Here is a 26680-nt window from a genome sequence, read left to right on the forward strand (position 1 = left end):
GGATACATGAGCACCGCCCCCGCCCCCGAACCGCGCGATCCGAAGGAATCGGAGACCCCGGAGGGTTCCACGGCGCCGAAGAAGCCGAAGAGCGCCCTGGTCTTCGACGACCCCCTGTCGCAGCAGTCTTCGGACGACACGGACCGCGGGTGGGGAGAGCGGCCTCCGGTCGGCGGCGACAGCGCCGCCGACCTGGCGCGCTTCCTGGACGAGAAGCCGCCCCACCACCTCTGAGCCCTCGCTAGGGCTCGCTGTGGCCAGAGCCGCGCTGCGCCACCAGGGCGTCGCGGATCTCCTTCAGAACCTCCAGCTCGGACAGTTCGACAACCTCCTGCGTGCCTTCCTTGGCTGCCTTCCGCGCCGCCTGCTTGGCCAGGTACTTGGCCATCGGCAGGACCATCAGGAAGTAGACGACGGCCGCGGTGATCACGAAGCTGAGGGTCGCGCTGAGAACCGAGCCCCACATGATCGGGATGCCGCTCTCGACCGTCCCGTCGGCCTTCATGACGCACGGGGCCTTGAGGCACGAGCTGTAGTGGTCGAGATCCTTCGTCCCGAAGGCACCGACCAGCGGGTTGATGACGCCCTTCACCACCGCGTTCACGATGTTCGTGAACGCGGCGCCGATGACCACCGCGACCGCCAGGTCGACGACGTTGCCGCGCATCAGGAAGGCCTTGAAGCCCTCCCAGAGACCCGGTTCCTTCTTCTCGCTCACCACGAGGCCTTTCGTTGCACATGCAGGTTGTAAAACAGACAGCTTCGCAACCTACGGCAGGTCCTGGCGGGCCTGTCCAATCACGCGCCTCGAATGAGCGACGTGACCGCAAGCCAGTGCAGTTGCACACGCCATGAATCAGCACAACGTCACCGCCAGGCGCGCACTCGCACCCGCGCCGGCCAGCCGCGCAGCCGTCGCCCGCGGTACGGAGAGCACCACCAACGCCCCGCCCTCGGCGGCGCTTTCGGCCCCGTCGTCCGGCTCGGGCACCTCGGCCACCCTGGCGCCGGCCGCCACCACTCGCGGTGCGCCGCCGCCCGCCGTCGAGCCGTCGGCGGCGACGACGTCGACGCGGTCCCCGCGGTGCAGCAGCCGCACCGTCGCCGCGTCCGCGATCCGCACGGGAGCCGTCACCAGAGCGGCGGCCCGTTCGCGCGAGGGCGCGGCAGCGGCGGACGGCTGACCCTGCGGCCGCACCCGTTCGGCGTCCCGAGGCCCGGCGGCTACGAGCGCGGCGGCGGTCATCGCGAGCCCCGCGGCCATGGCCCGCCGTCTGTGCCGCAGCAGCCGTCGCAGCCGGTGCCGCCCGCCGCGTACCCGAACGGGAGCGAAGTGCGGCACCTGGCAGCCGTCGGCCGGCCGGTGGACCTGGAGCTCGGGCTGCGACGGGGAATGGGGCTGCGAGAAGGAATGGGACTGCGACTGAGACCGGGACTGCGAACGGACTGGGATCACGACGAGCACCGCCTGCGACGAGAGATGAGCTTGGCTTCCGCTCTCACGATGCAGGCCCGCGCCGAATCCCGCTGAGCCCCGTGTACTACTCGCCGGTTGTGGACAACTCCCTCACCCGAAGGGGAAGTTCCGGCCCACGAGGCCGTCCACCAGTCCGCCCCCGAGCAGTCCGCCCCCGAGCCCCCTCAAGGCAGCCGGATCCCTGGGTCCATCCCACCCAGCGCCCCCGCACACAAGCAGTCCCGCTCGCCCTCCGCCGGCAGCCCCGCCACCGCGTCGAAAAGCACCGAGCGCAGCCGGTCCACGTTCGCCGCGAACACCTGCAGGACCTCGTCGTGCGAGACGCCCTCGCCGCTCTCCGCCCCCGCGTCGAGATCCGTGACCAGCGTCAACGACGTGTAGCAGAGCTCCAGTTCACGGGCGAGCACGGCCTCGGGATGCCCGGTCATGCCCACCACGGACCAGCCCTGCGCCGCGTGCCAGCGCGACTCCGCACGGGTCGAGAACCGCGGCCCCTCGATCACCACCAGCGTCCCGCCGTCCACCGGCTCCCAGTCACGGCCGCGCGCCGCCTTCAGCGCGGCGCTGCGCCCGGCCGGGCAGTACGGGTCGGCAAGCGATACGTGCACGACGTTCGGAATGCTGCCGTCCGCGAGCGGGACCCCGTCGAAGAACGTCTGCGTACGGGCCTTCGTGCGGTCCACGAGCTGGTCGGGCACCAGCAGCGTCCCGGGCCCGAACTCGGGACGGAGCCCGCCCACCGCACACGGCCCGAGGACCTGTCGTACGCCCACGGAGCGCAACGCCCAGAGATTGGCGCGGTAGTTGATGCGGTGCGGCGGCAGATGGTGCCCGCGGCCGTGCCGGGGCAGGAAGGCGACCCGTCGCCCGGCGATCTCACCGAGGAAGAGGGAGTCGCTCGGCGCCCCGTAGGGGGTGTCGACCTGGAGTTCGGTCACGTTGTCGAGGAAGGAGTAGAAGCCCGAGCCGCCGATGACACCGATGTCGGCCCGCGTCGCGTTCGCCGTGTTCGCCATGTCCAGCACAGTAGCCGGGCGGTGGTACGCCGAGGTCCCCGCCGTCGGAAGACGGCGGGGACCTGGCAGAAAGGCGTGGTGGGCCTAGGCGGCCGACGAGCCGGCGGACGACCCCGAGGACGAGGTCGACGCGGAGCCGGACGACTTGGAGTCCGACGAGGAGGACGAAGAAGACGACGAAGCGGTCGACGCGGACTTGGAGTCCGACGACTTCGACGCCGACGTCGACGACGGCGTGCTGCTCGACGAGGAGCCACGGCTGTCGTTGCGGTAGAAGCCGGAGCCCTTGAAGACGATGCCGACGGCCGAGAACACCTTCTTGAGGCGTCCGTCGCAGCTGGGGCACACGGTCAGGGCGTCATCGGTGAACTTCTGCACCGCCTCGAGGCCCTCGCCGCACTCGGTGCACTGGTACTGGTACGTCGGCACTTGCTTCCTCCTGGCACTCTCACTCGATGAGTGCTAACGACGGTCCATAGTGACGTATTCCGCGAGATCAGTCCACCGTGACCGGCTCGCGGTGACCGACGCCACGCGCCACCGTCCGTCCGGCGGACCGGGGCGTGAGCCGCGAACGCAGGGCGAGCAGCACCACCAGGGCCAGTGCCGTACCGCCCAGCGGCACCAGGAATCCGGCGCCGTCCCACAGGCGGTCCTCCAGCTGTCCGGCCACCGTGACGGCGGCCGCCTGGCCGAGCGCGACGGCGCCCGTCAGCCAGGTGAAGGCCTCGGTGCGGCCGGTCGGCGCCACCAGCTTGTCCACCAGCGTGTAGCCGGTGATCAGCGCCGGAGCGATGCAGACACCCACCAGGAGGCCGAGCCCGGCGAGCAGCACCACGGAGTGCATGGCCCAGAGCCCGGAGGCCATCAGCGTCAGCGCCGCGTACGCGACGACGAGGCGCCGCTGCGGAGCGATCTTCCAGGCGATGGCACCGCAGGCCAGGCCGGAGAGCATGTTGCCCGCCGCGAAGGTGCCGTACAGGACACCGTTCAGGCCGGGCTCGCCGATCGACTCGGTGAAGGCGGCGAGGGCGACCTGCATGCCGCCAAAGACGGCGCCGATGCCCAGGAAGGTGACGATCAGGACCCGCACTCCGGGGACCCGCAGCGCGGAGACGTGCTCCACGCGCGCGTGGACGTCACGCGGGACGGGCTTGGGCTGGGTGCTCTTCTGTGCCGCGAACAGCAGGCCGCCGACCAGGGTGAGGCCGGCCTCCGCGAAGAGTCCCGCCGACGGGTCGATGGCGGTGCACAGCGCGGTGGCGAAGAGCGGGCCGAGGACGAACGTCAGCTCGTCCGTGACGGACTCGAAGGCGGCCGCCGTACTGGCGAGCGGGGAGTCCTGCAGCTTGACGCCCCAGCGGGCCCGCACCATGGGGCCGATCTGCGGCGTGGAGGCGCCGGTGGGCACCGCCGCGACGAACAGGGCCCACAAGGGGGCGTCCGACAGCGCGAGCAGCGTCAGGGAGAGCACCGACACGGTGTGGATGAGCACGCCGGGCACCAGTACGGCGCGCTGGCCGAACCGGTCGGCGAGCTTGCCGCTGAAGGGGGCGAACACCGCCATGGAGACGCCGGTGACGGCCGAGACGGCACCTGCGGCGCCGTAGGAGCCGGTGGTGTGCTGCACCAGCAGGACGATGGAGATGGTCAGCATCGCGAAGGGCTGGCGTGCCGCGAAGCCGGGCAGGAGAAACGTCCAGGCGCCGCGGGTGCGCAGCAGCTGTCCGTATCCGGGGCGGGAGGTGACCGTGGATGCCACGGCCCGTGCCTTTCTGCCGCCTGGTAGCGCGGCCCCCTTTTCAGGGCGACGGCGCCGAGAGCTGTCCTCTTGCGCGGGACTGCGGTAGATACCGGTTGCCCACTGCGAGGACACGCGGCCGCCATACGGTCGGCGCCAGCTCTGCGTCAGACAGAGTTGGTTCGATCAGTTGGTTCAGACATGATCGATCGCTTCAGATCATGTGCGCCTTCATCGTACAGGGAGTAGGTGCATCAAGCCTGCGAATACGGAGAATGAGGCGCCCGTCACCTGCGATTGCCCCGCCCGTCCGGTTCCTGGTCGCTCGTTCCCAGCCAGCCGGCCAGCTTTCCGCCCTGTCCGACCGCGCGCAGCCGCTGCTCCGCGGCATCGCGCACCGGGTCGGTGGCCACCACCAGGAGCTCGTCCCGGCGGCGCAGCACGGTCGTGGGCAGCGGCACAAAGGATTCGCCGTCCCGTACGACCAGCGTGACCGCGGCCCCGGCGGGCAGCCGGAGCTCGGCCACCTCGACGCCGTGCATCCGCGAGCCCTTGGGAATCGCCACCGAGAGCAGATGTCCGCGCAGGCGCTCCAGGGGCGCCGATTCGATGCCCAGGTCGGCGGCGCCCGTGGAGTCGCCGAGGTGCAGTTTCCTGGCCAGCCACGGCAGCGTAGGGCCCTGGATGAGGGTGTAGACGACGACCAGGATGAAGACGATGTTGAAGATCCGCTGACTGTCGTCGACGCCGTTCACCATGGGGATGGTGGCGAGGATGATGGGCACGGCGCCGCGAAGGCCCGCCCAGGACATCAGGGCCTTCTCCTGCCAGGGCAGGCGGAACGGCAGCAGGGCGATCACGACTTCCAGCGGTCTGGCCACCACGGTCAGGACCAGGCCGATGACGATCGCGGGCCAGGTGTCGTCGAGCAGATCGTGCGGGGTGACCAGCAGTCCGAGCAGGACGAACATGCCGATCTGGGCGATCCAGCCGAGCCCTTCGGCGAAGCCGCGGGTGGCCGGCCAGTGCGGCAGCTTGGCGTTGCCGAGGACCATCGAGGCGAGGTAGACGGCGAGGAATCCACTGCCGTGCGCCATGGCGCCGGCCGCGTACGCCGTGACCGCGATGGCGAGGACGGCGATGGGGTAGAGGCCGGAGGCGGGCAGCGCCACGTGCCGCAGGCCGTACGCGCCGAGCCAGCCCACCGCGATGCCGATCGCCGCACCGATCGCAAGCTCCAGGGCGATCTCGCCGATGAGGACGTACCAGTGCTCCACGGGGCCCGCTGTGGAGAAGGCCACGACCAGGATCACCACGGGGGCGTCGTTGAACCCCGACTCGGCTTCCAGGATGCCCGTCACGCGTGAGGGCAGCGGCACCTTCCGCAGCACGGAGAAGACCGCCGCCGCGTCCGTCGAGGAGACCACCGCGCCGATGATGAGCGCCTGCCGCCAGTCGAGGCCGACCAGATAGTGAGCGGCCGCGGCCGTCACGCCGACGCTCACCGCGACGCCCGCCAGGGACAGCGCGGCGGCCGCGGGAAGGGCCGGCTTGATCTCTTTCCACTTCGTTCCCAGACCGCCCTCGGCGAGGATCACGACCAGCGCCGCATAGCCGATGACCTGCGTCAACTCGGCATTGTTGAAGGTGACGTTGCCGATGCCGTCCTGGCCGATCGCAACGCCGATGCCGAGGTAGAGGAGCAGGCTGGGGAGCCCACTGCGCGACGAGATCCGGACCGCCGCGACCGCGACGAGCAGGACGAGCGAGCAGATGAGCAGAAGCTGGTTGAGATCGTGGACAGTCAGGGGCCGTTCCTTCCTCCGTGCTAGCCAAGTACTTCGTCACCTGGGCCAAGTACTTCGTTACCTTACCTAATTGTTAACGCTTCCTTGATGCCCTCGAACACCTATCCGATGCGTCGCGATGTAGGTTCCTGACTCCGCGTCCGAGGCCGTAGTGCCCTGCGCCTATGGTTGCTCCAGCGCTCCCATCACCGCCCAGCCGGCACTGCCGCTCGCGTAAGGACAGCAAGGACAGCGATGCCCTCGAATACCACCGCCTCTTCCGGTCATAAGTCCGGCAAGAAGAAGGGGCGCCGAGCCCGACTCATCGTGATCGTCCTGGTCCTGGCCATCGTGGGGGGCATCGGTTACGGCGCGTACTGGAGCATCAGTACCGTGCGAGCCTCCTTCCCGCAGACCAAGGGAACGATCGAGCTCGACGGCCTCTCCGGTCCCGTCGACGTGAAGCGGGACGGCAACGGAATCCCGCAGATCTACGCCGAGTCCGACGCCGACCTGTTCATGGCCCAGGGTTTCGTCCAGGCGCAGGACCGCTTCTGGGAGATGGACGTCCGCCGCCATATGACCTCCGGTCGGCTCTCCGAGATGTTCGGAAAGGGCCAGGTCAAGACCGATGAGTTCCTGCGGACGCTCGGCTGGCACCGGGTGGCGCAGAAGGAGTACGACTCCAAGCTCTCGCCGGAGACGAAGAAGTACCTCCAGGCGTACGCCAAGGGAGTCAACGCCTACCTGAAGGGCAAGGACGGCAAGGACATCTCCCTGGAGTACGCCGCCCTTGGCTTCACCAACGACTACAAGCCCCAGGAGTGGACGCCCGTCGACTCCGTGGCCTGGCTCAAGGCCATGGCCTGGGACCTGCGCGGCAACATGCAGGACGAGATCGACCGCTCCCTGATGACCAGCCGCCTCGGCCCGTCGCAGATCAAGAGCCTGTACCCGGAGTACCCGTACGACCGGAACAAGCCGATCGTCCAGGAGGGCGCCCTCAACAGCGTCACCAAGAAGTACGAGGGCAAGGGCGCCACGGGCAGCCAGTCGGGCACCGGCGGCGCCGCGGGCACGGGCCTCGCGGGCAACACGGAGGCCCCCGACGGCCTGCAGTCCCAGCTCTCCGGCCTCTCCGACGTCCTGGACGACATCCCGGACGCGGGCCTCGGCCCGAACGGCAACGGCATCGGCTCCAACTCCTGGGTGGTCTCCGGAGACCACACCATCACCGGGAAGCCGCTGCTCGCCAACGACCCGCACCTGTCGCCGCAGCTGCCGTCCGTCTGGTACCAGATGGGCCTGCACTGCCGGACGGTCTCCAAGGACTGCCAGTACGACGTCTCCGGCTACACGTTCTCCGGGATGCCCGGCGTGGTCATCGGCCACAACCAGGACATCGCCTGGGGCATGACGAACCTGGGCGCCGACGTGACGGACCTCTACCTGGAGAAGTTCGCGGGCGACGGCTACGAGTACGACGGCAAGGTCGTGCCCTTCAAGAGCCGCGTGGAGACCATCAAGGTCGCGGGCGGCAAGTCCAAGAAGATCACCGTCCGCGAGACCGACAACGGCCCGCTCCTGTCCGACCGCGACGACGAGCTCGTGAAGGTCGGCAAGAAGGCCACCGTCGACAGCGCGGCCCCCGACCGGGGCGACGGCTACGGCGTCTCGCTGCGCTGGACGGCGCTCCAGCCGGGCAAGTCGATGGACGCCGTCTTCGGGCTCAACAAGGCCAAGGACTTCTCGGACTTCCGCAAGGCGGCCGCTTCTTTTGAAGTGCCCTCCCAGAACCTGATCTACGCGGACACCAAGGGCCACATCGGCTACCAGGCCCCGGGCAAGATCCCGGTCCGCGGCAAGGGCGACGGCGCGCTCCCGGCTCCTGGCTGGGACTCCGACTACCGCTGGACCGGCTACATCCCGCAGTCCGCGCTGCCCTACGAGTACGACCCGAAGCGCGGCTACATCGTGACCGCCAACCAGGCCGTCATCGACGAGGACAAGTACCCGTACAAGCTCACGTCGGACTGGGGCTACGGGGCGCGCAGCCAGCGCATCACCGACCTCATCCAGTCGAAGATCAAGAACGGTGGAAAGATCTCCACCGAGGACATGCGCACGATGCAGATGGACAACAGCAGCGAGATCGCCAAGCTGCTGGTGCCCAAGCTGCTCAAGATCGACATCAAGGACCCGTACGTCCGTGAGGCGCAGAAGCTCCTTGAGGGCTGGGACTACACCCAGGACGCCGACTCGGCGGCCGCGGCGTACTTCAACTCGGTCTGGCGCAACATCCTCAAGCTGTCCATCGGCAACAAGCTCCCCAAGGAGCTGCGGGTCAAGGGCCAGTGCCTGAACGTCGAGCCGGCCGGGAACACGGGCCCCGCCGACGAGGCCGAGCCGGTGCGCGAGTGCGGCCAGCGCGACTCCGAGTCGGCACAGCCCGACGGCGGCGACCGCTACTACGAAGTGATCCGGTCGATCCTCGACGACGAGGACAACGACTGGTGGAAGTCGCCCGGGACGCGTACCGACGCCGAGACCAAGACCCGCGACCAGCTGTTCTCGCGGGCCATGGAAGACGCACGCTGGGACCTGACGGCCAAGCTGGGCAAGGACATAGACACCTGGAGCTGGGGCCGCCTGCACCGGCTGACCCTGAAGAACCAGACCCTGGGCGTCGACGGGCCCGGCTGGCTCCAGTTCATGCTCAACCGCGGCCCGTTCAAGCTGGGCGGCGGCGAGGCGGCGGTCAACGCCACCGGCTGGAACGCGGCGGGCGGCTACGGCGTGCAGTGGGTGCCGTCGATGCGGATGGTGGTGAACCTGAAGGACCTCGACAAGTCCAAGTGGATCAACCTCACCGGCGCTTCGGGCCACGCCTACAACGCGCACTACACCGACCAGACCACCAAGTGGGTCAAGGGCGAACTGCTGCCGTGGTCCTTCTCGGAGAAGGCCGTCAAGAACAGCACGAGCGACACCCTGGTGCTGCGGCCCTGAGCCGTACGGCACTCCGCGCACACTGAAAGGGCCCTCCACGCACGCGTGGAGGGCCCTTCACGTGATGGCGTGCCTTCAGTGGAAGCGGTGGACTCCCGACGGCGTGACCACGGCGTGCACCGGCTTGTCATGGCCCTCGGCCGGGACACGGGCGACGACCTCCGCGTCGTACAGAAGCACCACCAGGGCCGGATCGGCGCCCGCCCGCTCCAGCCGGGCAAGCACCCTGTCGTACGACCCTCCGCCGCGCCCCAGACGCATCCCGCGCTCGTCGACGGCTAGGCCGGGCAGCAGCACGGCGTCCGCCTCGGTGACGGCGTCGGGGCCCAGGCGCGGCCCCGAGGGCTCCAACAGCTCGATCTTTCCCGTGTGTTGTACGCGCTCAAGTGAGCCCTCGCCGTCGTACGCCCCCCAGTCCAGGTCGTTGTCCGCGAGGAGCACCGGCAGCAGGACCCGCGTCCCGCGCGCGTGCAGGGCGTCGAGGAGCGCGCGCGTGCCCGGTTCGCTCCCCACGGAGACGTACGCCGCGACCGTGCGGGCCCCGGCGAGCTCCGGCAACTCCAATGCGCGCTCGGCGAGAACCGCGGCGGCCTCCTGCGCGTCATCCCTAGTCAACCGGCTTCTAACCGCGAGGAACTCTCCTCGCAACGTGCGCTTGGTTGCCTTGTCCGAGCCGGTCTCTGCCATGGCGTAGCCACAAACCCTTCCATTTGCGCTCATATGAGAACCAATTGTCCGGAGCCACAGATTCCGCACATACGCACCGGTTATGGTTACGGACATGACTGAGTCTCAACCCCCCAGGATCAGCAAGGCTGTCATTCCGGCAGCAGGTCTGGGCACCCGGTTCCTGCCGGCGACCAAGGCCACTCCGAAGGAGATGCTGCCGGTCGTCGACAAGCCGGCGATCCAGTACGTGGTCGAGGAGGCCGCATCGGCGGGCCTCGATGACGTCCTCATGATCACGGGCCGCAACAAGCGGCCCCTCGAGGACCACTTCGACCGCAACTACGAACTGGAGTCGGCCCTTCTGAAGAAGGGCGACGAGGCGAGACTGGCGAAGGTCCAGGAGTCCAGCGACCTCGCGACGATGCACTACGTACGCCAGGGCGACCCCAAGGGGCTCGGTCACGCCGTCCTGTGCGCCGCTCCCCACGTCGGCCACGAGCCGTTCGCCGTACTCCTCGGCGACGACCTGATCGACCCGCGCGACCCCCTGCTCGCCCGCATGGTCGAGGTCCAGGAGCGGCACGGCGGCAGCGTCATCGCCCTCATGGAGGTGGCCCCGGAGCAGATCCACCTCTACGGCTGCGCGGCCGTCGACATCACCGACGAGAGCGACGTCGTGAAGGTCACCGGCCTCGTCGAGAAGCCCGAAGCGGCGGACGCCCCCAGCAACTACGCCATCATCGGGCGGTACGTCCTCGACCCCCACATCTTCGACATACTGCGCAAGACCGAGCCGGGCCGCGGCGGTGAGATCCAGCTCACCGACGCGCTCCAGCAGCTCGCGGAGGACGAGAAGGTCGGCGGCCCCGTGCACGGCGTGGTCTTCAAGGGCCGCCGCTATGACACCGGCGACCGCGGCGACTATCTGCGTGCCATTGTCAGACTCGCGTGCGAACGTGAAGACCTGGGCCCGGACTTCCAGGCCTGGCTTCGCAGTTACGTGTCCGAGGAGATGTAGCACTTTGAGCAGCAGCGCGACGACCGAAGTCACCGGCCAGGACCATCTCTGGTCGGTGAGCGAGCACCTGGACGACATCCTCGGATCCGTCCGCCCCCTGGAGCCCATCGAGCTCCAACTCCTCGACGCCCAGGGCTGCGTCCTCGTCGAGGACGTCACGGTGCCCGTCTCGCTGCCGCCCTTCGACAACAGCTCCATGGACGGGTACGCGGTCCGGGTCGCCGACATCGCGGGCGCGAGCGAGGAGTTCCCCGCCGTCCTCACGGTCATCGGCGACGTGGCCGCGGGCCAGGGCGAGCAGCCCACCGTCGGCGCCGGACAGGCCGCCCGCATCATGACCGGCGCCCCGCTGCCGCCCGGCGCCGAGGCCGTCGTCCCCGTGGAGTGGACCGACGGAGGCCTCGGCGAAGGCCCCGTCTCCGGGATGCGCGCCCACAGCGCCGCCCCGGACGGCGCCTCCGGAGAGGTCCGCGTGCACCGCCCCGCCGAGGCACGCGCGCACGTCCGCGCGCGGGGCAGCGACGTCCAGGCCGGAGACCGCGCCCTGAGCGCGGGCACGGTCCTCGGCGCCCCGCAGATCGCCCTGCTCGCCGCGATCGGCCGCGGCACGGTCACGGTGCGCCCGCGCCCCCGCGTGGTCGTCATGTCCACCGGCAGCGAACTGGTCCAGCCCGGCGAGGAGTTGGGCAAGGGCCAGATCTACGACTCCAACAGCTTCGCCCTCACCGCGGCCGCGCGGGACGCCGGAGCGATCGCCTACCGCGTGGGAGCGGTCGCCGACGACGCCGAGACGCTGCGCTCCACCATCGAGGACCAGCTGATCCGCGCCGACCTCATCGTCACCACGGGCGGCGTCAGCGTCGGCGCGTACGACGTCGTGAAGGAGGCCCTCTCCTCGATCGGCGACGAGGACGAGGCGGGCAGCGGCATCGAGTTCCGCAAGCTCGCCATGCAGCCCGGCAAGCCGCAGGGCTTCGGCTCCATCGGCCCCGACCACACCCCGCTGCTGGCGCTGCCGGGCAACCCGGTGTCGTCGTACGTCTCCTTCGAGATCTTCGTACGCCCCGCCGTGCGCACCCTGATGGGCCTCCCGGACGTCCACCGGCCCACCACGCGCGCCGAGCTCACCGCAGACAAGGCGCTGACCTCGCCCGCGGGGAAGCGGCAATTCCTGCGCGGGCGGCACGACGCGGAGTCGGGCACCGTGCGGCCCGTGGGCGGCGCAGGCTCCCATCTCGTGGCGGCCCTCGCCCACGCGGACGCGCTGATCGTCGTCCCGGAGAAGACCACTTCGGTGGAGCCGGGTGCCGACGTCGAGGTGGTCCTGCTCGGCTGAGAAGGCGGTCCGCGCGGTACGGTGTCGCGCACACAGGCCCCCGCGCCGCACCGCGGGAGAAGCCAGGACCGGGAGCGCCACAGCACATGAGTACGCAGCGACTGACGCACATCGACGAAGCCGGCGCCGCCCGCATGGTCGACGTATCCGAGAAGGACGTGACCGCGCGCACCGCCCGTGCCACCGGCCGCGTCCTCGTCTCCCCCCGCGTGATCGAGCTGCTGCGCGGAGAGGGTGTCCCCAAGGGCGACGCCCTGGCCACCGCGCGGATCGCGGGCATCATGGGCGCCAAGCGCACCCCGGACCTGATCCCGCTCTGTCATCCGCTCGCCGTCTCCGGAGTGAAACTCGACCTCTCCGTGGCAGACGACGCGGTCGAGATCGCCGCCACGGTGAAGACGACGGACCGCACGGGCGTCGAGATGGAGGCCCTCACCGCGGTGTCCGTCGCGGCCCTCACGGTGATCGACATGGTCAAGGCCGTCGACAAGGGCGCGGTCATCACGGACGTACGCGTGGAGCAGAAGACCGGCGGCAAGTCCGGGGACTGGAGCCGCGAAGGAGCCGGGGCATGAAGGCCTACCGCGCCCTCGTCGTCACGGCGTCCAACCGCGCCGCCGCCGGCGTCTACGCCGACCGCGGCGGGCCCCTCATCGCCGAGGGCCTGACGGCGCTCGGCTTCGCGGTCGAGGGCCCCCAGGTCGTGCCGGACGGCGACCCTGTCGAGCAGGCCCTGCGCGCCGGAGCGGACGCCGGGTTCGATGTGATCCTCACCACCGGCGGCACCGGCGTCTCGCCCACCGACCGCACCCCCGAGGCCACCCGCCGCGTCATCGACTACGAGGTGCCCGGCATCCCCGAGGCGATCCGCGCGTACGGCAGGGACAAGGTCCCCACGGCCGTGCTCTCCCGGGGCCTCGCCGGAGTCGCGGGCCGGACGCTCATCGTGAACCTGCCGGGCTCCACCGGCGGCGTACGCGACGGCCTCGCCGTCCTGGAGCCCCTCCTTGCGCACGCCGTCGAGCAGCTCCGGGGTGGCGACCATCCAAGACCCTCCGGGGGTGCCAGCTGAACAGCCCCTCCTGGCCCGTCGAGCTCACGGACGGCGATGTCGCCCTCCGCCCCATAAAGATGCGCGACCAGCGGGCCTGGCGTGAGGTCAACCGGCGCAACCGGGACTGGCTGCGCCCCTGGGAGGCCACCATCCCGCCGCCCACGGCGAGCGGCCCGGTCGTGCACCGCCCGACGTACCGTCAGATGGTCCGCCATCTGCGCGCGGAGGCCGCCGCGGGGCGCATGCTGCCCTTCGTGATCGAGTACCAGGGGCGGCTCGTCGGGCAGCTGACGGTCGCCGGGATCACCTGGGGGTCGATGTGCTCGGGACATGTGGGCTACTGGGTCGACCAGTCGGTGGCGGGCCGCGGTGTGATGCCCACCGCCGTCGCGCTCGCGGTGGACCATTGCTTCCGGTCGGTCGGGCTGCACCGTATCGAGGTCTGTATTCGCCCCGAGAACGGGCCAAGTCGCCGGGTCGTGGAGAAACTCGGATTCCGCGAGGAGGGGCTCCGTCCACGTTTTCTCCACATCGACGGTGCCTGGCGTGACCATCTTGTCTTCGCACTCACCGCTGAAGAGGTACCGGAAGGGTTGCTCCGGCGCTGGCACCAGGCACGACCTCGGAACACCGCGTAAATAGAATACGTGTTTGAAATTGGTCGGTGATCGACCGTCTGGGACCCGACTTGGTCCCTCTGAGGCATTAATTTCACGGTCTCGGTGGCCTGTTGATCGCATCAGTCACAAAAAAAGTTCGAGATATCAGCCAGATCGTGCGACACACCGGCCCAATTGGCAGATGGCCTCACGCAAACCCCTCTACCGTGTGAGGCGTGAGCAGCAGCGGCCTCATCTACGCAGTCATCGTCGGGGCCTGGGCCGCCTACTTGGTGCCGATGTGGCTCCGTAGGCAGGACGAGCTCAATGAAGCCCGTCCGACGGAACGCTTCAGCACCGCCATCCGGCTTCTGTCCGGACGGGCGGGGATGGAGCGCCGATACGCCAAGGACCTGCAAGCGCGCTCGCCTGAGGAGGAGGAGTCGCGCGACCCGGACGACGCCACCGGATCGGTGGACGTCCGGGCCTTTGTCGCGCCTCCGGACTCCGCCACACGGCACCCCCAGGCGAAGCCCCCGGCGCAGCAGCCTCCTGCACAACAGCCCTCGGATCCGGCTCCGTCCCCCGTGCAGTCGCAGTCACAGTCGCCCGCCCGGCGGGCCGCGTCGGCGGAAGCCGCCGCGCGCGCTCGGCGCATGAAGGTGCTCGCGCGCCGTCGGCGCACGACGGTGATGCTGTTCGTCGCCTTCACGCTCGGTGCGATCGTCGCGGCGGTCGGCGGGCTCGCGTTCCTGTGGGCGCCCGCCGTCCCGGCCGCGCTCCTGAGCGCGTACATCGTGTACCTGCGCGGCCAGGAGCGGCGCCGCTTCACCTACACCATGGACCGGCGCCGGGCCGAGGTCGCGGCGCAGCGGCTGCGTGAACGCCAGCCGCGCAGGCGTCCTTCCGGCACGGACGCTGTGGTCGACGCGACGGAGGAAGGACCAGCTCCCGACACGGAGACCGGTCTTTCCGCGCTCGCCGCCGACCGCCGCGCCCTGGTCGAGCAGACCGACCACGCCGAGTGGGTCGACCAGCAGCGCGAGCGGCAGCGCCGCCCCGGGCACGGCGACAGCTGGGACCCGGTGCCGGTGCCGCTGCCGACGTACGTGACCGCGCCCGTCGCCCCGCGCGCCACCGGCGATGTCGACCTGGGCGCCCCCGACGCATGGAGCTCGGCGCGGTCGAGCGCGATGGAGCCGGCGGGGGCCGGTGCCGCCGAGGAGGCCCGGCGTGAGGGTGCCGACGAGGCGTACGCGGATGCGGCGGGCGGCGCCGATGGGGCGGACGGTGGCGGTGGCCGCAGCGACGCACGGCGGGCCGCGTCCGCCCGCAGGGCCCGCGAGCGCGGGCGCACGCCGCTCTTCGATCAGTACGAGGAGGGCGAGCGGCCGTGTGCCGCCAACGAGTGATGCCTGACCAGCCAGGAACGGATTTCCGAGCACCCGGATCGGGATGCTAGAGTTTCACTCGTTGCAAGGGCCTGTGGCGCAGTCTGGTAGCGCACCTCGTTCGCATCGAGGGGGTCTGGGGTTCAAATCCCCACAGGTCCACTGCACATGAGATCCCGTCCGGTTCATCGAACCGGACGGGATCTTTGCGTGTGCCGAGGCGCTGCGGCGCCGGGGAGGGCCGCAGCGTCTTGAAGGACTACAGCGCCTTCACGTAGCAGCGGCTCAGGTTCTCGAAGCGGTAGTGGCCGAACTTGGTGGGCGCCGGGGTGTAGCCGGTCGAGGTGTAGAGGGATATCGCCTCCGGCTGCTTCGTGCCGGTCTCCAGGACCATGCGGGTGCGGCCCGCCGCACGCGCGTCGTCCTCGAGGGCCGCCAGGATGCGGCGGGCGAGGCCGAGGCCGCGGGCCTCCGGGGTGACGTACATCCGCTTGATCTCGGCGTCGCCGTCCGCGTACCCCTCGTCGTTCGTCTCGTGGGCGCGCCAGCCGCCGGTGGCCAGGGCGGTGCCGTTCGTGTCGTACGCGACGAGGTAGAGGCCGCCCGGCGGGCGGAACATCGCCGGGTCGAGCGGGGTGACATCGCCCTCGTCGCCGTACCGCTCGGCGTATTCGAGCTGGACACGGTCGTTCAGCTTGATCGCGTCGGGGTGGTCGAAGGGGGTGGGGCGGAGCTCGACCGCGGCCGACTGCTGAGGCGGGTGGATAGTCATGCGGGGTATCGTACTTCTATGCGAGTGGGGTGCGCTTCCTTATTAAGTGTGCCGGTATCGTTCCCGGATGCTCACAGTGACCAGTGACAGTGTGTGTAAAACACTCGCCCCTGAGCTGCACTGTTCGTTCGGGCCAACCTGCCTGGCGTGATGTTCTACACGCCGCGATGCCCCCAGTCTCTTCCGAGGCCGGGGGCATCGTGGCTGCGGCGGTCAGAGCTGCGTGTGCCACTTCCCGCGGGCGAGGATGGTGCGTCCCTCCGGACTGATGAAGACACGGGCTCCGCGTACGGGGAGTTCCCCGGTGGCAAGCCAGTCCTGACGGATGCCGTCGAGGATGCTCCACAGGCGCTGTGGGCCGCCCTGGTGAACGGTGGGCGGACCGGTGCCCTCGGCGGTGGCGCGGGCCCACGAGCCGTCGGCGTGGGCCATGATCGCGGTGCGTTGCCCCTTGTGTTCCCGGTACTCGTGCACGATGCCGGGGGCCGTGAGGCTGAGCATGGAATCGAGGTCCCATGCTTCCTCGACCTGCACGACGGGGTAGGGGCCTGTGGTGACCTCTTCGCCGTCCTGGTGCCGGGCGGCGGCGAGCAGAGGGGCGAGGCTAGGCGGGTAGTCGTCGCCGTGGCGCACGGGCATGAATCCGGCGCGGTCCCACTGCACGTGCCCGGTGGCTCCGCCGTCGTTGTCCTTCTCCGCGGTGACGAGGAGTGAGGTGCCCGCAATGGTGGTGACGAGTCGGCCGCCGAGGCGGAGCGCGGTGAGCCAACTCGTCGGGATGGTACGGACGGAGACCATGGACACGAGGCTGTCGGTGCTCTCGGCGGCGACGGGAAGTGGGCCGGTGGCGTCCGCGGTCTCGACGCGAGGGCCGAGGGCGATGGTGTCGAGCCGTTCCCGTGCTGTCTCGACGAGATAGGGGTCGACGTCCACGCTCGTCACCTTCTCGGAGTGCAGGCGGCGAGCGGCGAGGGCCGTGCCGTATCCGGTGCCGGTGCCGACGTAGAGCAGTTGGTCGCCGTCTTCGAGGTAGGCGTGCCGCAGCATGCTGACGACGAGGCTCGGCAGAGTGGCGGAGGATGTGGGGCGGCCGGTGGGGTGGTCGTCGGCCTTGGCTCGGTCGGCGTGGTGCGGGCCGACGCGGGTGACGAGGGATGCGTCGCGGTAGGTGGCGGCGTACCACTGGCCTTCATCGTGCGGGGCTTGCAGAGCCCACCGGGCGTCAGCGCGCTCCCACCAGCGGGGCACGAACAGGTGGCGTGGAGTGCCGGCCACGGGGTCGCGCCATCGGGATGAGCGGTGGGTGACGCTCTCGGCGAGGGCTTGCGCGTGTGGTCGCCAGTTCACGCGGTGGCCTCCAGGGAGAGGGGGACGGCGGGGGTGACGTCGTCGGGGTAGTCGGGGAGGCAGGCGTCGGTGTTCGCGGGGTCGCAGTCGCCGGAGTCGTCGGGAGGGCATGCGCTCCGGGGCGTGGGGATGGTGGCTGTGATTTCCGACCATAGGGCGTCGTGCAGGATCTCGGGCAGGGGCCGTTCGCGGACGTTCCCGGCTTCTAGGAAGCGGGACAGGATGCACCCGGACACGTTGCCGTCGGGGTCGATGGATACGCGGTGGCGGAAGCAGTGGCCGCACAGCTCATCCACGGTGGGGATGGTGCCCGTGGCGGCGCGGCCCACCTTCCGGGCGCGGTCGACGTTGACGCGTTTCACGCCGAGGGCGCGTAGCTCGGCCTCGGCTTCCGCGACGCGCTGTCCGGGGTTGACCTCGACGATTCCGACGCGCAAGGGGATGCCGCGGTCGAGGACTTCGAGGATGTTCGCGCGGGTGCGGGTGTGACTGCCCTTGCCCTGGGTGATCCGCTCGTGCTGCTCGGCCTGGTCGGAGTAGTAGGAGGTGGCCAGGGTGACGCCGGGGCGGTCGAGCGCACGCCAGAGGGCGGGTCGGATGTGGGTGAGGTTGCTGTAGACCTCGACGGCCAGACCGAGTTGCGTGGCGAGTTCGATGTAGTGGGGCAGGTGGGGGGAGAGGGTGGGCTCGCCGCCGATCATCTGCACGGCGGGGATGCCGAGGGGGGCGGCGATGTCGGTGATGACCTGGTCCCAGTTGTCGCGGGTCATGAGGCCGGAACTCACCTTGGGGCCGGACATGGTGCAGCAGTGCGTGCATTGGAGATCGCAAGTGCCGGTGATCTCCAGCTCGATTGAGCGGATGGTGTCGACGGCGTTCATGCATGAGTCCTCTCGCTTGCCGCGACGCAGCGCAGCCAGCGCATGGACGACGCAGCATCGTGATTGCCCCCTCCCTGCCGACGTGGAATCACAGGCAGGGGGCAACCCTGGGCCCTCTCCTCAACTGGCGCAAAGCTGGGGAGAGTTGCCGCCGTAGCCCGCGGTCGGCCCATGCATGGCCAGCTACGGCGGCGCCATTTGAAAGTAGCGGTAGCTACAGATCCGTATCAACAGTTTGACGTCTAACGAGTGAGACGGCATATGCCGTTGATTGATACGGAACGCCAAAGGCCCCCCATCCGCCAGGATGAGGGGCCGTGCGTCTAACGTCTCGGTGGTTTAGATCAGGTGATCGAACTCGCCAGCCTTGGCACCCTTGAGGAACGCGAGCAGCTTCTCGGGGGTGGTCTCGACGATCGTGTCGGGGGCGTCGCTCTCTCGCAGGTGTACCGAGTCGCCGACCCGCTTTAGCTCGATGCAGTTGCCCTCAGAGTCTGTCGAGAACGAGGACTTGAGCCACTGATTTGCCACTATTCCCACGCCTTCATACTTGTTGTGCGATTTCGCGGATGAAGTCGCGCGACCTCGCGGGGTCTAGCGACTTCTCTTGGGTCCGATCCAGTACGGCCCGGTAGTTGGCGAGACGCGTCTCGGCGTCGAGGAACGCAGGGCCGGTCGGAGTGTCGGTCTGTACGGTGTCGAGTTGCGCCACTGACCCGTACACATAGAGTGTCGAACTTCCCGCGTTCGGGAAACCGCCGACGGCGAAGGGGACTACCCGAACGATCACGTTGTCACGCTCGGACTCCTTCAGCAGGTAGTCGAGTTGACTACGCGTGATCTCGGGGCCGCCGAACTTCATTCGGAGTGCGGCCTCGTGGATCAAGAACGTGCACGTTGGCGGTGACTCGCGGTCGAGGACATCGCGCCGTTTCAGGCGGTGCGAGAGTCGGCGGCGGTGGTCTGCCGGGCTCAACGGCGGCACGGCTTCAGCGAATACGGCCCGCGCGTACTCCTCGGTCTGAAGCAGGCCAGGCATGTGCATCATCTGAACCGCGCGCAGCGCTACGGCGTGGTGCTCAAGTTCGGCGAGGTCGAGGGCGCCGGCGGACAACTCGCCGCGGTAGTCCTCCCACCACCCTTTGCCTCGCTCCTCCGCTATGGCGGCGAGCGCCTCGACGTACTCGACGTCGGGGCAGTCGTAGTGCCCTGTCCATGTCCGCACGCGCTCGCCGCTCACACCGAAACGCCCGCTCTCGGTGTTGCTGATGGTGGTCCGGTCGGTGCTGAGCAGTGCTGCGGCGTCTGCGAGTGAAAGTCCAGCGTGCTCGCGGATCTTCTTCAGTTCAGTGCCCAACCGACGCTGCCGCGCGGTTGGGGCCTTCCTCGGCGGCATCGGCACCCCTCCTGTTGGCACTCAGTGTGGCCCGTCACCAAGCAGGTATCCACCTTGTTCAACGGTTGAGCCGAATGGGTACCACTAGTGAGACGAACCCGCTACCGTCTTCCGCAGCATCGCGCCGCACGCCGGTAATCCCGCAGTGCAGCCGCTCGCGCACGCCCTGAGCTGTCGCGTGATCTCGGAAGGCGGCCCAAGCCACGGTGGCGGGCAGCGCGCGCTACAACCGCGTTGGGAGACGACGAAATGCCTACAGCGTTAGCACCGCCCGCACCTCCTGCACCGCACGAACCAAAGTCCTCTACGACCTACCGTTTGACCGCGGCGAATGAGCCAACGGCCGCCGTCGTGCTCCGGAATCTGGTCGTCGCCCTGTTCTGCACGACGGGGCACGAGACGCTCGCGCAGACGGCGCGGCTCTTGACGAGCGAAGTCGTCACCAACGTCTATCGCCACACTGCGACGCGCGTCGTGCACGTCGAGGTGACGGTCGACGAACGCCAAACCTGGGTCTACGTGTTCGACGACAAGCCGCGCTACCGCCCGATGCCGCCAGAGGTGGCAGAGGTGGCAGACGGCGAGGGCGGCCTCGGCCTCTTTGTCGTGGAGCAGTGCGCCGACGCCTGGGGAATCACGCACTTCGGCGGTCAAGTCCCGACGTCCAAGGCCGTCTGGTTCCGCCTCGTTCAGGGCGGAAAGGGGGCCTTGTGATCACGCCAAGCATGGTCCACGTGACCGGGAACCGGCGCGGTGACGCTCCGGATGAACTGTGGCTCCACTTCGACATGACGCTCCTCGTCGAGCTGCCTCCGGACCTGGCGCGCTGCCTCACCTACCAACTCGCCAACCACGTCGGCCTGACGGTGGTCCCGCTGTCCAACACAGAGACCAACGAATGAACCTCGAACCGGTCATGTGGGGAACCGTCGCTCTGTCTGTCGCCCTCGGGCTCTTGGCGCTTCTGGCGATCTACTGGTCGATGCCGAGCCCTCACCGTGCGTTGACGCCTCCGCCGCTCGACCGAGACGGCCACACCTACACCTGCTACTGCTACCGCGAACCTGTGCGCGTGCAGATCCAGAGCCCTCACAGCTCCACGGGCCGGGAAGGCCACCGACGCCACGCTCGGCGCATCGACTGGCCCACACGCCACCGCGTCCGCCGAGAAGCCGACGTCTCCCACGCGGGGGCGGGCGGCGGCGGAGGGGGAACGGCTCCCGCGTCCGTGGCCGCATAGGTCCACCGACGCGGTGACCCCCAGGGAGGGCCCCCGGCGGAAGCGGTTCCGGGGGTCCTCTCCCCTGCTCGTGCAACGACAGAACGCCCCCCGCACGGCCTCGGGCCGTGCGGGGGGCGTGGTGCTTCTATCGGGCGGCGAGCTGCCACAGAGACAGAGTGAGGCCGGTGAGGGCGACGAGGGCGGCCACGGATGGGAGCGGCCACCGGGCCCGTTCGAGGGCGTCGAGGCGGGTTGTGTCGCGCTTTTGGCGTTCGGTCTCGCCCCGTTCGAGGGTGTCGAGGCGGGTGTCGTGGTCGTCGATTCGGCGCGTGTGTTCCTTGAGCGCTTCGTCGGTCTGGTCGTGCCGTTGCACGAGCAGGGCGAGGGCGCCGTCGGTGCGGGTGAACCCGACCTCGATCGTCCGCCGGATGCGTTCGAGTTCGAGGGCGACCGCAGCCGGATCGGACGGTGAGGGCGGGGTCGTCACGGCGCGGTGGGCTCCTTGGCGTCGTCGATCAGGCCGAGGCCGAACCGGTCGAGGATGGCCTCGACGCTCGGGAGCGCCATCACGCGGGCGAGGCCGCCCGCGACGGCGAGCCCGCCGGCCACCCACGGCAGGGAGTCGGGCACGCCGGATGCGGTGACGATGCCAGGGAGCGCGACGGCGAACGCCACGATGCCTTGCAGGACAGTGCGGATGCTGCGCTTGTTCTCGGAGGTCATGGGGGGTGTTCCTCTCGGATGGGTGGGCCCGCCCCGCCCCGCGGCGCGGTAGGCGGGGCGGGCGGGGGTGTTGCTCAGGCATTCGCGTCGAGATGACGAGAAAACTCGAGGTTTTTCTCGGCGCCGGGCGGCGGGGCCTACTTGGCGTAGGCGAGGCGGTGCAGGGCGGCCCAGCCGCGCGGGCCGATGGCCGGATCGTGGGACTTGCCCTCGGCGCGGTAGGCGGGGTGGGCGTTGTGGAAGCGGGCCACGGCGGCTTGGGTCTGCGGGCCGTACGCGTCGGCTTCGGGCACGCTCTTGGCGAGGTATCCGGTGGCCTTGAGTGCGCGCTGCAGCGGCTTGGCGGACGGGCTCTTACGGCCCGGGGCAAGGCCCTTGGGGAAGGGCGGCGGGGTGTACGGCTTGGGCTGGTCCGGCGTGGTGCCGCCGTCGCCTGCGAGCGTCTTTGCCCGGCGGACGATCTCGGGCAACTGGGCGACGATCCGGGAGCCGGGGCAGGACGTGTGTCCGCCCCACGCGCTCCCGCCGAGGCCGTGATAGGCGAGGCCGCGGTCGCTGGTCGAGGTGGCGACCCTGAGGGGCACGCCGTAGGTCTTGTGGGCCCACGCGAGAACCTGGGAGTTGCGGTCGAGCTGGTCGTCGGTGAGGGTGTCGCCGCCCCGCCCTTCGTTCTCGACGGACAGCCACGACGGGTTGCCCGCGGCCTGCGCCCACGCACGGTCGCTGGTGTCGACCCACTGATAGAGCTGTCCGCCCTTGCCGGTGCCGAAGTGGCTCGACGCGCGGGCGTCGAGGTTGCGGAACCAAGAATCCGTGCCGGGCAGGGTTCCGGCCATGATGTGCACGACGACGCCGCGGACCTGGTCCTGTCCGTCATTGGTGAAGTTGACCGGGATCGGGCGCCACAGGGCGCCGGGCATGCGTGCCAAGGGGAAGACTCCAGACATGAAGAAATGCCCCAGCGCAGAGCGCGGGGCATACGAGGTGGGGAGCGGGTCAGGCGAGGTCGGTCGCGAGGGTCTGCGGGGCCGGCGACTTGTCGTCAAGGGCGCCGCCGGTGAACTCCGTACCGCGCCAGTCGTTGCCGTAGCGGGCAATGAGGCTGCACGTGTTCGTCGCGGAGAAACCGTTGATCGCCTCGTTGCCGCTGCCGTTGGGACGGACCTTGTTCCCGGACAGAGAGATGGACGAAGCGGTACTACTCAGGCGGATGCCGTAGTAGGTGTTGTTCGCCGAGCGTCCGGGACTCTTGATGTAGCTGTCGCGGATGTGGATGTTGTTGCCGTCCTGGACCAGGACGCCGTTCCCGCCCGGATACAGGACCTGATTGCCGGTCATCGACATGTGCGTGCAGGTGACGGCGGTGAGGCCGTGCGCGCCGGGGGTGTAGACCTGGTTGCCGGTCACCGCGCCGTTGTCGGCGTTCTCCATCGACACGGCGGTGCCGTCCACGCTGGAGATGGCGTTCCCGGAGATGGCGAACCGCTGCACCTGCTGAAGGCGGATGCCGTTCTGTCCGGCGGTGCTGCCATCGATGGCGTTGTCGCCGATGGTCAGGTTGAGGATCTGCCCGGATATCTCGCCGAGCGCGACGATCGGCTCGTCGTAGCCGCCCCCGCCGCGGAACGTGCAGCCGGTCACGGTCAGGTTGCGCATGGCCTGCGAGGCGCCGGTCTGCGTGCCGTCCGGCCGCTTGGTGTCCTCGGCGTCGGTGAGGATCACAGCGCGGAAGCGCACTCCCGAACCGCAGCTCGCGAAGGTGCAGCCGGTCACCGTGGTGTCTTCCCAGTTGTAGGCACTGATGGCGTACTGAGTGACACCTTCAAAGGTGCAGTCGGAGACCCGAACTCGGCGGTGGTACTTAGTGATCGTCGCGGAATGCGAGCCGATACCGCGCGGCCACGCCGTCGTCAGGCTCGTGCCGGATGCTCCGAAGTAGCAGCCGGATATGAGGATGTCCTCGCACGGCGTGTGATCGTAGGGACCGAAGCCGCCGAACACCCCCGATGACTTGGCCAAGTCGAGCTGCACGGCCTCGGAGAAGTCGCGGGCGCCGGGGTCGTAGTAGCCCAGGAAGCGGCAGTTCTCGATGGTCCCCCGCTTCGTGCTGTTCAGCTCGATGGCGTGGTAGCCGGACACGTCGCGTATCTCGACGTCCCGAATGGTGATGTCGCGGGCGTGCCCGATGCTGATGCACATGGCCGAGGCCGTCAGGCCCGGTGCGGTGCCCTGACAGTCCCAGACGCCGCCCTCGATCGTGATGTTGCCGTGGCCGGTGTAGCCGCCCAGGTTCTGTGTGGCGTCGCCGTTGATGAGCATGGTCTCGGCGGCGCCGCGCACGAAGCGCGCTCCGGGGAGCAGGGTCAGGCGGGTGTTGCGGTAGATGCGGAGCGGGAGCGTGGCGAGCAGGTAGGTACCGGGCGGGACGATGACCCAACCCCCGCGCAGCTTGGCCGCGTTCAGCGCGGCCTGGATCGCCGGGGCATCGTCGACGGTCCCGGTGCCGACGGTTCCGTACGCGGTGACGGTCAGCGACTCGGAGAGCCGTTCCAGCATGTACTGAAGACGCCCCGCGGTCATCTGCATGCCGGGGAGCCACTGAGCAACGGGCGTGGACAGGGGAGACCTCCTTAGAGGGCGACAAGGGCGGGGCGGGCGAGCTGCACAGCCGTACCCGCGGCGTGGGGCAGGGCGAGGCCGCTTGTGCCGCGGGTGACGGTGAACGTCTGGAGTCCGGCGGTCGCGGACGGCGCGATGCCGTGCACGTCGAGGTGTTCGCCGCCGATCTGCACGGCGATGGGGAACACGCCCGGCGTCTCGCCGTCGAGGGTGGGCCGCAGCGTGAGGCGGGTCGCGGTCAGGACGTCGGCCGGGGCCGGGGTGTCGGGGACGGTTGCGGCGATGCTGGCGAAGGCGGCGCCGAGGGGCGCGGCGAACGCTTCCTCGAACCAGACCCATTGCCCCGCGGTCAGGGTGCTGCTGCTCGCCGCGGTGTCGAGGTACTCGCCGGCCGAGTCGAACCAGTTGATGTCGAGGTCGACCGTGCGTGCGACGGCGCAACGCATCCATCCGGCGACCGTGTAGCGGCTCCCTGCCACCACAGGCAGGAGGTCGCTGCCGATGTTGGGGTACTCCTCGATGCCGTCCGGGATGAACTGGACGGACCAGGCGCCCATGCCCGCCCCGCGGCCGGGGGTAGGGATGCGCGCGAGGGTGCCGCCGTAGGGCGTCCACCCGACCAGGCCCTCGGCCATGTCGGGGTTGGGGTTCAGCGGCAGCGCGGCCACCGGCCAGGCGGGGCCCGCGGTGACCTGTACCTCGACGGTCGCCGCGTCCTTGTCGACGGCGGCGGCCAGGGTGGTGCCGTCCGTGCCGACGGTTGCGTACTCGACGTCGTCGAGGGTGGCGACCAGCCACGGCCCGCCGGGCGAGCACGTGAACGTGACCTCCCATGTCCGCACGCCGAGGGTCTCGGTGTAGCCCTCGACGAGCAGCTCGACCGTGCCCGGGGGGAGCCAGGGCGGCGGGTTGAGGACGGCGGCGCGGTCGCCGACGTCGACCGCGGCGACGGCCTCGGCCAGGTGCGGCGCCTCATGCAAGGCCACGGACACGGACGGGTAGCGCGCCTCATCCCACGTGCCGCGGTGCAGCCCCCACCAGGCGTAGGGCGAACACTGGTCGTCGGAGAACAGGTTGAGGGTGCGGCTGTCGGTGTAGCGGCCGATGCCGTCCGGCGGGGGCAGGACCGACAGCGGGCCCGACTCGCACACGGCCCGCGCGGAGGATCCGCCCGCCCGCTGCACCGTGACGTCGTTGCGTACGGCCTGGTCGTCGTCGACGGGTTCGAGCGGGGCGATGACCTCGCGGGCGGCGTAGTCGAGGGTGAGCGCGGGCGCCTGAGTGTAGAGGGTGGCGCGGGTGCGGTAGGCGAGAGAGAGGGCGTCGCGCTGCTCGTGGAGCATGCCGCCGTCGGCGTCCGCGGCATCCTGGAACAGGTCGAGCAGGGCGGCGACGGACTGCGTGCCGAGCCGGGTACCGGCCGTGTTGGGGCGGCCCGTGTACGTGAACGGGATCTCTTCCTCGGCGGCGAGGCGGCGGAGCCGGTTGGCGATGGTCTCGCCTGCCCACCCGATCATCGCGGGGCCGGTGCCGCTGTAGGCGGCGGCGGTGTTGGCGAGGACGACGTGCCCGAGGGCGATCTCGCCTGCCTTGCCGCCGCCCACGCCGATGTGGGTGATTCGGCCGACGGCGTTGGGGACGGTGTTGCCGCTCCACTCCGGGACGGGCCCGCCGTCTTCGTAGGTGTAGGCGTCGATGTCGACGTAGTAGAGGCGCCAGTCGGTCAGCGGGCCGGTCTGTATGAGGTCAAGGCCGATGTTGACCTTCTTGCCGAGCAGGGAGTTCCCGCCCGCCGTCAGGTCGACAAAAAGCACGCCCAGGGCGTTGCGGCCGTACATGCTCAGCCGCCCGTCGGGCCGCAGCGTGATGGTCCACCGCGAGATGATCCCGGTGGTCGCGAAGCTGCACAGCACAGTCTCGGCTTCGGGCGCGGTGTCCGGGAACGCCACGAAGAACCGCAAGGCGCTTTCCCCGGTCGTGGCGTAGACGGGCACGGTGCCGGTGAGGGCGCCCTCGCCCAGGGTGGGCAGCGCGTCGGATGCCTCATGACCGGTGTACGCGGCCGGTTTGATGCCGGTCATGGTGATGCGCATGGGTGCGGCGCCGGGCATCGCCGAGGCGAACTCGGTTGCCCCGGAGCCGTCTTCGAGCGGCCAGTACGCCACGATGGACGTGCGGGCGGGGTTGGAGAACTCGCGGCGCATCGCGGATTGCAGCGGCGCCGCGCCCTGCCCGAGTCGGCGCAGGATGCCCGCGGCTGTCACGGACACGCGCACGTCGTACGGGGTGCCCCACTTCACCGGCCAGCCGGGCACTTCGCCCAGGAAGCGGACCAGGCGCGGCCCGGCGGGGCCCAGCGGGGCGACGGAGATACGGACGGGGGTGTTGCGGCCCAGACGTCCGAACAGGTCGGAGCGCGGGTTGCGCGGGCTGTAGCGGCCACTGGTGTTGTCCAGGACGAACGAGCAGGTAGCCGCGTCGGTGCGGGCGCCCTCGTCAGGACGCCCGCGGGTGATCGTGATGGGGTTCTCGGTGTAGACGTCAGCGGTGATGTCCAGCCATACGCCGCCCAGTTGCAGCTCGACGCGCACGCCGAGCGGATCATCGGGGAACGCCACGTCGG

General features: G+C 69.7%; 27 protein-coding genes and 1 tRNA gene. 11 read left to right on the forward strand and 17 right to left on the reverse strand.

The window, feature by feature from the left end; all coding sequences use genetic code 11:
- Positions 1 to 6 precede the first annotated feature (6 nt).
- Positions 7 to 234: a hypothetical protein gene (locus AB0G47_RS17590; RefSeq protein ID WP_266865892.1), complete on the forward strand. Its 228-nt coding sequence runs from the start codon at positions 7 to 9 to the stop codon at positions 232 to 234.
- A gap of 7 nt (positions 235 to 241) precedes the next feature.
- Here the strand turns inward: AB0G47_RS17590 and mscL are convergent, their stop codons facing one another.
- From mscL to AB0G47_RS17620, 6 genes are all read right to left on the reverse strand, one after another.
- Entirely contained in the window at positions 242 to 718 is a 477-nt protein-coding gene (gene mscL, locus AB0G47_RS17595) for a large conductance mechanosensitive channel protein MscL (RefSeq protein ID WP_360770191.1), read from the reverse strand.
- 138 nt (positions 719 to 856) lie between these two features.
- Positions 857 to 1456, reverse strand: a complete 600-nt coding sequence (locus AB0G47_RS17600; RefSeq protein ID WP_360770194.1) for a hypothetical protein — start codon at positions 1454 to 1456, stop codon at positions 857 to 859.
- Between the two features lie 185 nt (positions 1457 to 1641).
- The gene (locus tag AB0G47_RS17605) at positions 1642 to 2493 is read right to left on the reverse strand and encodes an S-methyl-5'-thioadenosine phosphorylase (RefSeq protein ID WP_360770197.1); all 852 of its coding nucleotides are present in this window, start codon (positions 2491 to 2493) and stop codon (positions 1642 to 1644) included.
- Between the two features lie 84 nt (positions 2494 to 2577).
- A complete protein-coding gene (locus AB0G47_RS17610; protein WP_360770199.1) occupies positions 2578 to 2922 on the reverse strand; it encodes an FmdB family zinc ribbon protein in 345 nt (114 codons plus the stop codon).
- Positions 2923 to 2989: 67 nt separating this feature from the next.
- The gene (locus AB0G47_RS17615; protein ID WP_360770202.1) at positions 2990 to 4255 is read right to left on the reverse strand and encodes an MFS transporter; all 1266 of its coding nucleotides are present in this window, start codon (positions 4253 to 4255) and stop codon (positions 2990 to 2992) included.
- A gap of 266 nt (positions 4256 to 4521) precedes the next feature.
- Positions 4522 to 6042 carry a potassium/proton antiporter gene (locus AB0G47_RS17620; protein ID WP_360770829.1) on the reverse strand — a complete coding sequence of 507 codons (1521 nt, stop codon included), beginning with the start codon at positions 6040 to 6042 and terminating at the stop codon, positions 4522 to 4524.
- A 234-nt stretch (positions 6043 to 6276) separates the two neighbouring features.
- On the opposite strand from AB0G47_RS17620, the gene AB0G47_RS17625 reads away from it, so the two are divergent.
- Positions 6277 to 9030, forward strand: coding sequence for a penicillin acylase family protein (locus AB0G47_RS17625; protein WP_360770205.1), 2754 nt, complete (start codon positions 6277 to 6279; stop codon positions 9028 to 9030).
- A 75-nt stretch (positions 9031 to 9105) separates the two neighbouring features.
- Here AB0G47_RS17625 and AB0G47_RS17630 read toward each other — a convergent pair whose 3' ends face one another.
- Positions 9106 to 9717, reverse strand: coding sequence for a 5-formyltetrahydrofolate cyclo-ligase (locus AB0G47_RS17630; protein WP_360770208.1), 612 nt, complete (start codon positions 9715 to 9717; stop codon positions 9106 to 9108).
- A 94-nt stretch (positions 9718 to 9811) separates the two neighbouring features.
- Between AB0G47_RS17630 and galU the strand changes: the two genes are divergently transcribed.
- The 7 genes from galU (at position 9812) to AB0G47_RS17665 (ending at position 15259) form a co-directional block, all read left to right on the forward strand.
- The gene (gene galU, locus AB0G47_RS17635) at positions 9812 to 10717 is read left to right on the forward strand and encodes a UTP--glucose-1-phosphate uridylyltransferase GalU (protein WP_360770210.1); all 906 of its coding nucleotides are present in this window, start codon (positions 9812 to 9814) and stop codon (positions 10715 to 10717) included.
- Between the two features lie 4 nt (positions 10718 to 10721).
- The gene (gene glp, locus AB0G47_RS17640; RefSeq protein WP_360770212.1) at positions 10722 to 12053 is read left to right on the forward strand and encodes a gephyrin-like molybdotransferase Glp; all 1332 of its coding nucleotides are present in this window, start codon (positions 10722 to 10724) and stop codon (positions 12051 to 12053) included.
- Between the two features lie 86 nt (positions 12054 to 12139).
- Positions 12140 to 12628, forward strand: coding sequence for a cyclic pyranopterin monophosphate synthase MoaC (moaC, locus tag AB0G47_RS17645; RefSeq protein WP_266865911.1), 489 nt, complete (start codon positions 12140 to 12142; stop codon positions 12626 to 12628).
- Entirely contained in the window at positions 12625 to 13125 is a 501-nt protein-coding gene (locus tag AB0G47_RS17650) for a MogA/MoaB family molybdenum cofactor biosynthesis protein (protein WP_360770214.1), read from the forward strand. Before moaC ends, AB0G47_RS17650 begins: the two co-directional genes overlap by 4 nt.
- The gene (locus AB0G47_RS17655) at positions 13122 to 13745 is read left to right on the forward strand and encodes a GNAT family protein (protein WP_360770832.1); all 624 of its coding nucleotides are present in this window, start codon (positions 13122 to 13124) and stop codon (positions 13743 to 13745) included. The genes AB0G47_RS17650 and AB0G47_RS17655 overlap by 4 nt, the downstream gene beginning before the upstream one ends.
- Before the next feature lie 197 nt (positions 13746 to 13942).
- Entirely contained in the window at positions 13943 to 15118 is a 1176-nt protein-coding gene (gene glpR / locus AB0G47_RS17660; RefSeq protein ID WP_360770217.1) for a gephyrin-like molybdotransferase receptor GlpR, read from the forward strand.
- A 67-nt stretch (positions 15119 to 15185) separates the two neighbouring features.
- Positions 15186 to 15259, forward strand: a tRNA-Ala gene (locus AB0G47_RS17665).
- Positions 15260 to 15356: 97 nt separating this feature from the next.
- Here the strand turns inward: AB0G47_RS17665 and AB0G47_RS17670 are convergent.
- The 5 genes from AB0G47_RS17670 to AB0G47_RS17690 all read right to left on the reverse strand — a co-directional run bounded on the left by AB0G47_RS17670 (position 15357) and on the right by AB0G47_RS17690 (position 19493).
- A complete protein-coding gene (locus tag AB0G47_RS17670) occupies positions 15357 to 15869 on the reverse strand; it encodes a GNAT family N-acetyltransferase (RefSeq protein WP_360770220.1) in 513 nt (170 codons plus the stop codon).
- Positions 15870 to 16082: 213 nt separating this feature from the next.
- Positions 16083 to 17216 carry a methyltransferase domain-containing protein gene (locus AB0G47_RS17675; protein WP_360770222.1) on the reverse strand — a complete coding sequence of 378 codons (1134 nt, stop codon included), beginning with the start codon at positions 17214 to 17216 and terminating at the stop codon, positions 16083 to 16085.
- Positions 17213 to 18097, reverse strand: a complete 885-nt coding sequence (locus AB0G47_RS17680; RefSeq protein ID WP_360770225.1) for a radical SAM protein — start codon at positions 18095 to 18097, stop codon at positions 17213 to 17215. The genes AB0G47_RS17675 and AB0G47_RS17680 overlap by 4 nt, the downstream gene beginning before the upstream one ends.
- Before the next feature lie 339 nt (positions 18098 to 18436).
- Complete coding sequence (locus AB0G47_RS17685) at positions 18437 to 18637, reverse strand: DUF397 domain-containing protein (protein WP_360770228.1); 201 nt, start codon at positions 18635 to 18637, stop codon at positions 18437 to 18439.
- Positions 18638 to 18641: 4 nt separating this feature from the next.
- Complete coding sequence (locus tag AB0G47_RS17690; RefSeq protein ID WP_360770231.1) at positions 18642 to 19493, reverse strand: DUF5753 domain-containing protein; 852 nt, start codon at positions 19491 to 19493, stop codon at positions 18642 to 18644.
- Positions 19494 to 19811: 318 nt separating this feature from the next.
- Here AB0G47_RS17690 and AB0G47_RS17695 point away from each other — a divergent pair, with 318 nt between their 5' ends.
- Both AB0G47_RS17695 and AB0G47_RS17700 read left to right on the forward strand, forming a co-directional pair.
- Positions 19812 to 20207 (forward strand): ATP-binding protein, encoded by a 396-nt coding sequence (locus AB0G47_RS17695; protein WP_360770234.1) that lies wholly within the window; start codon positions 19812 to 19814, stop codon positions 20205 to 20207.
- A 20-nt stretch (positions 20208 to 20227) separates the two neighbouring features.
- On the forward strand, positions 20228 to 20395 hold the full coding sequence (locus tag AB0G47_RS17700) for a hypothetical protein (RefSeq protein ID WP_360770237.1): 168 nt from the start codon (positions 20228 to 20230) through the stop codon (positions 20393 to 20395).
- A 465-nt stretch (positions 20396 to 20860) separates the two neighbouring features.
- Here AB0G47_RS17700 and AB0G47_RS17705 read toward each other — a convergent pair whose 3' ends face one another.
- From AB0G47_RS17705 to AB0G47_RS17725, 5 genes are all read right to left on the reverse strand, one after another.
- Entirely contained in the window at positions 20861 to 21202 is a 342-nt protein-coding gene (locus AB0G47_RS17705; protein WP_360770240.1) for a hypothetical protein, read from the reverse strand.
- Positions 21199 to 21438, reverse strand: a complete 240-nt coding sequence (locus tag AB0G47_RS17710) for a hypothetical protein (protein ID WP_360770243.1) — start codon at positions 21436 to 21438, stop codon at positions 21199 to 21201. The genes AB0G47_RS17705 and AB0G47_RS17710 overlap by 4 nt, the downstream gene beginning before the upstream one ends.
- Before the next feature lie 137 nt (positions 21439 to 21575).
- On the reverse strand, positions 21576 to 22358 hold the full coding sequence (locus AB0G47_RS17715; RefSeq protein WP_360770835.1) for an N-acetylmuramoyl-L-alanine amidase: 783 nt from the start codon (positions 22356 to 22358) through the stop codon (positions 21576 to 21578).
- Positions 22359 to 22434: 76 nt separating this feature from the next.
- Positions 22435 to 24024 (reverse strand): right-handed parallel beta-helix repeat-containing protein, encoded by a 1590-nt coding sequence (locus tag AB0G47_RS17720; protein WP_360770245.1) that lies wholly within the window; start codon positions 24022 to 24024, stop codon positions 22435 to 22437.
- A gap of 44 nt (positions 24025 to 24068) precedes the next feature.
- Positions 24069 to 26675 carry a hypothetical protein gene (locus AB0G47_RS17725; RefSeq protein WP_360770248.1) on the reverse strand — a complete coding sequence of 869 codons (2607 nt, stop codon included), beginning with the start codon at positions 26673 to 26675 and terminating at the stop codon, positions 24069 to 24071.
- Positions 26676 to 26680: the final 5 nt, after the last annotated feature.

Source organism: Streptomyces sp. NPDC021622, from assembly GCF_040640795.1.
Classification (GTDB): Bacteria; Actinomycetota; Actinomycetes; order Streptomycetales; family Streptomycetaceae; genus Streptomyces.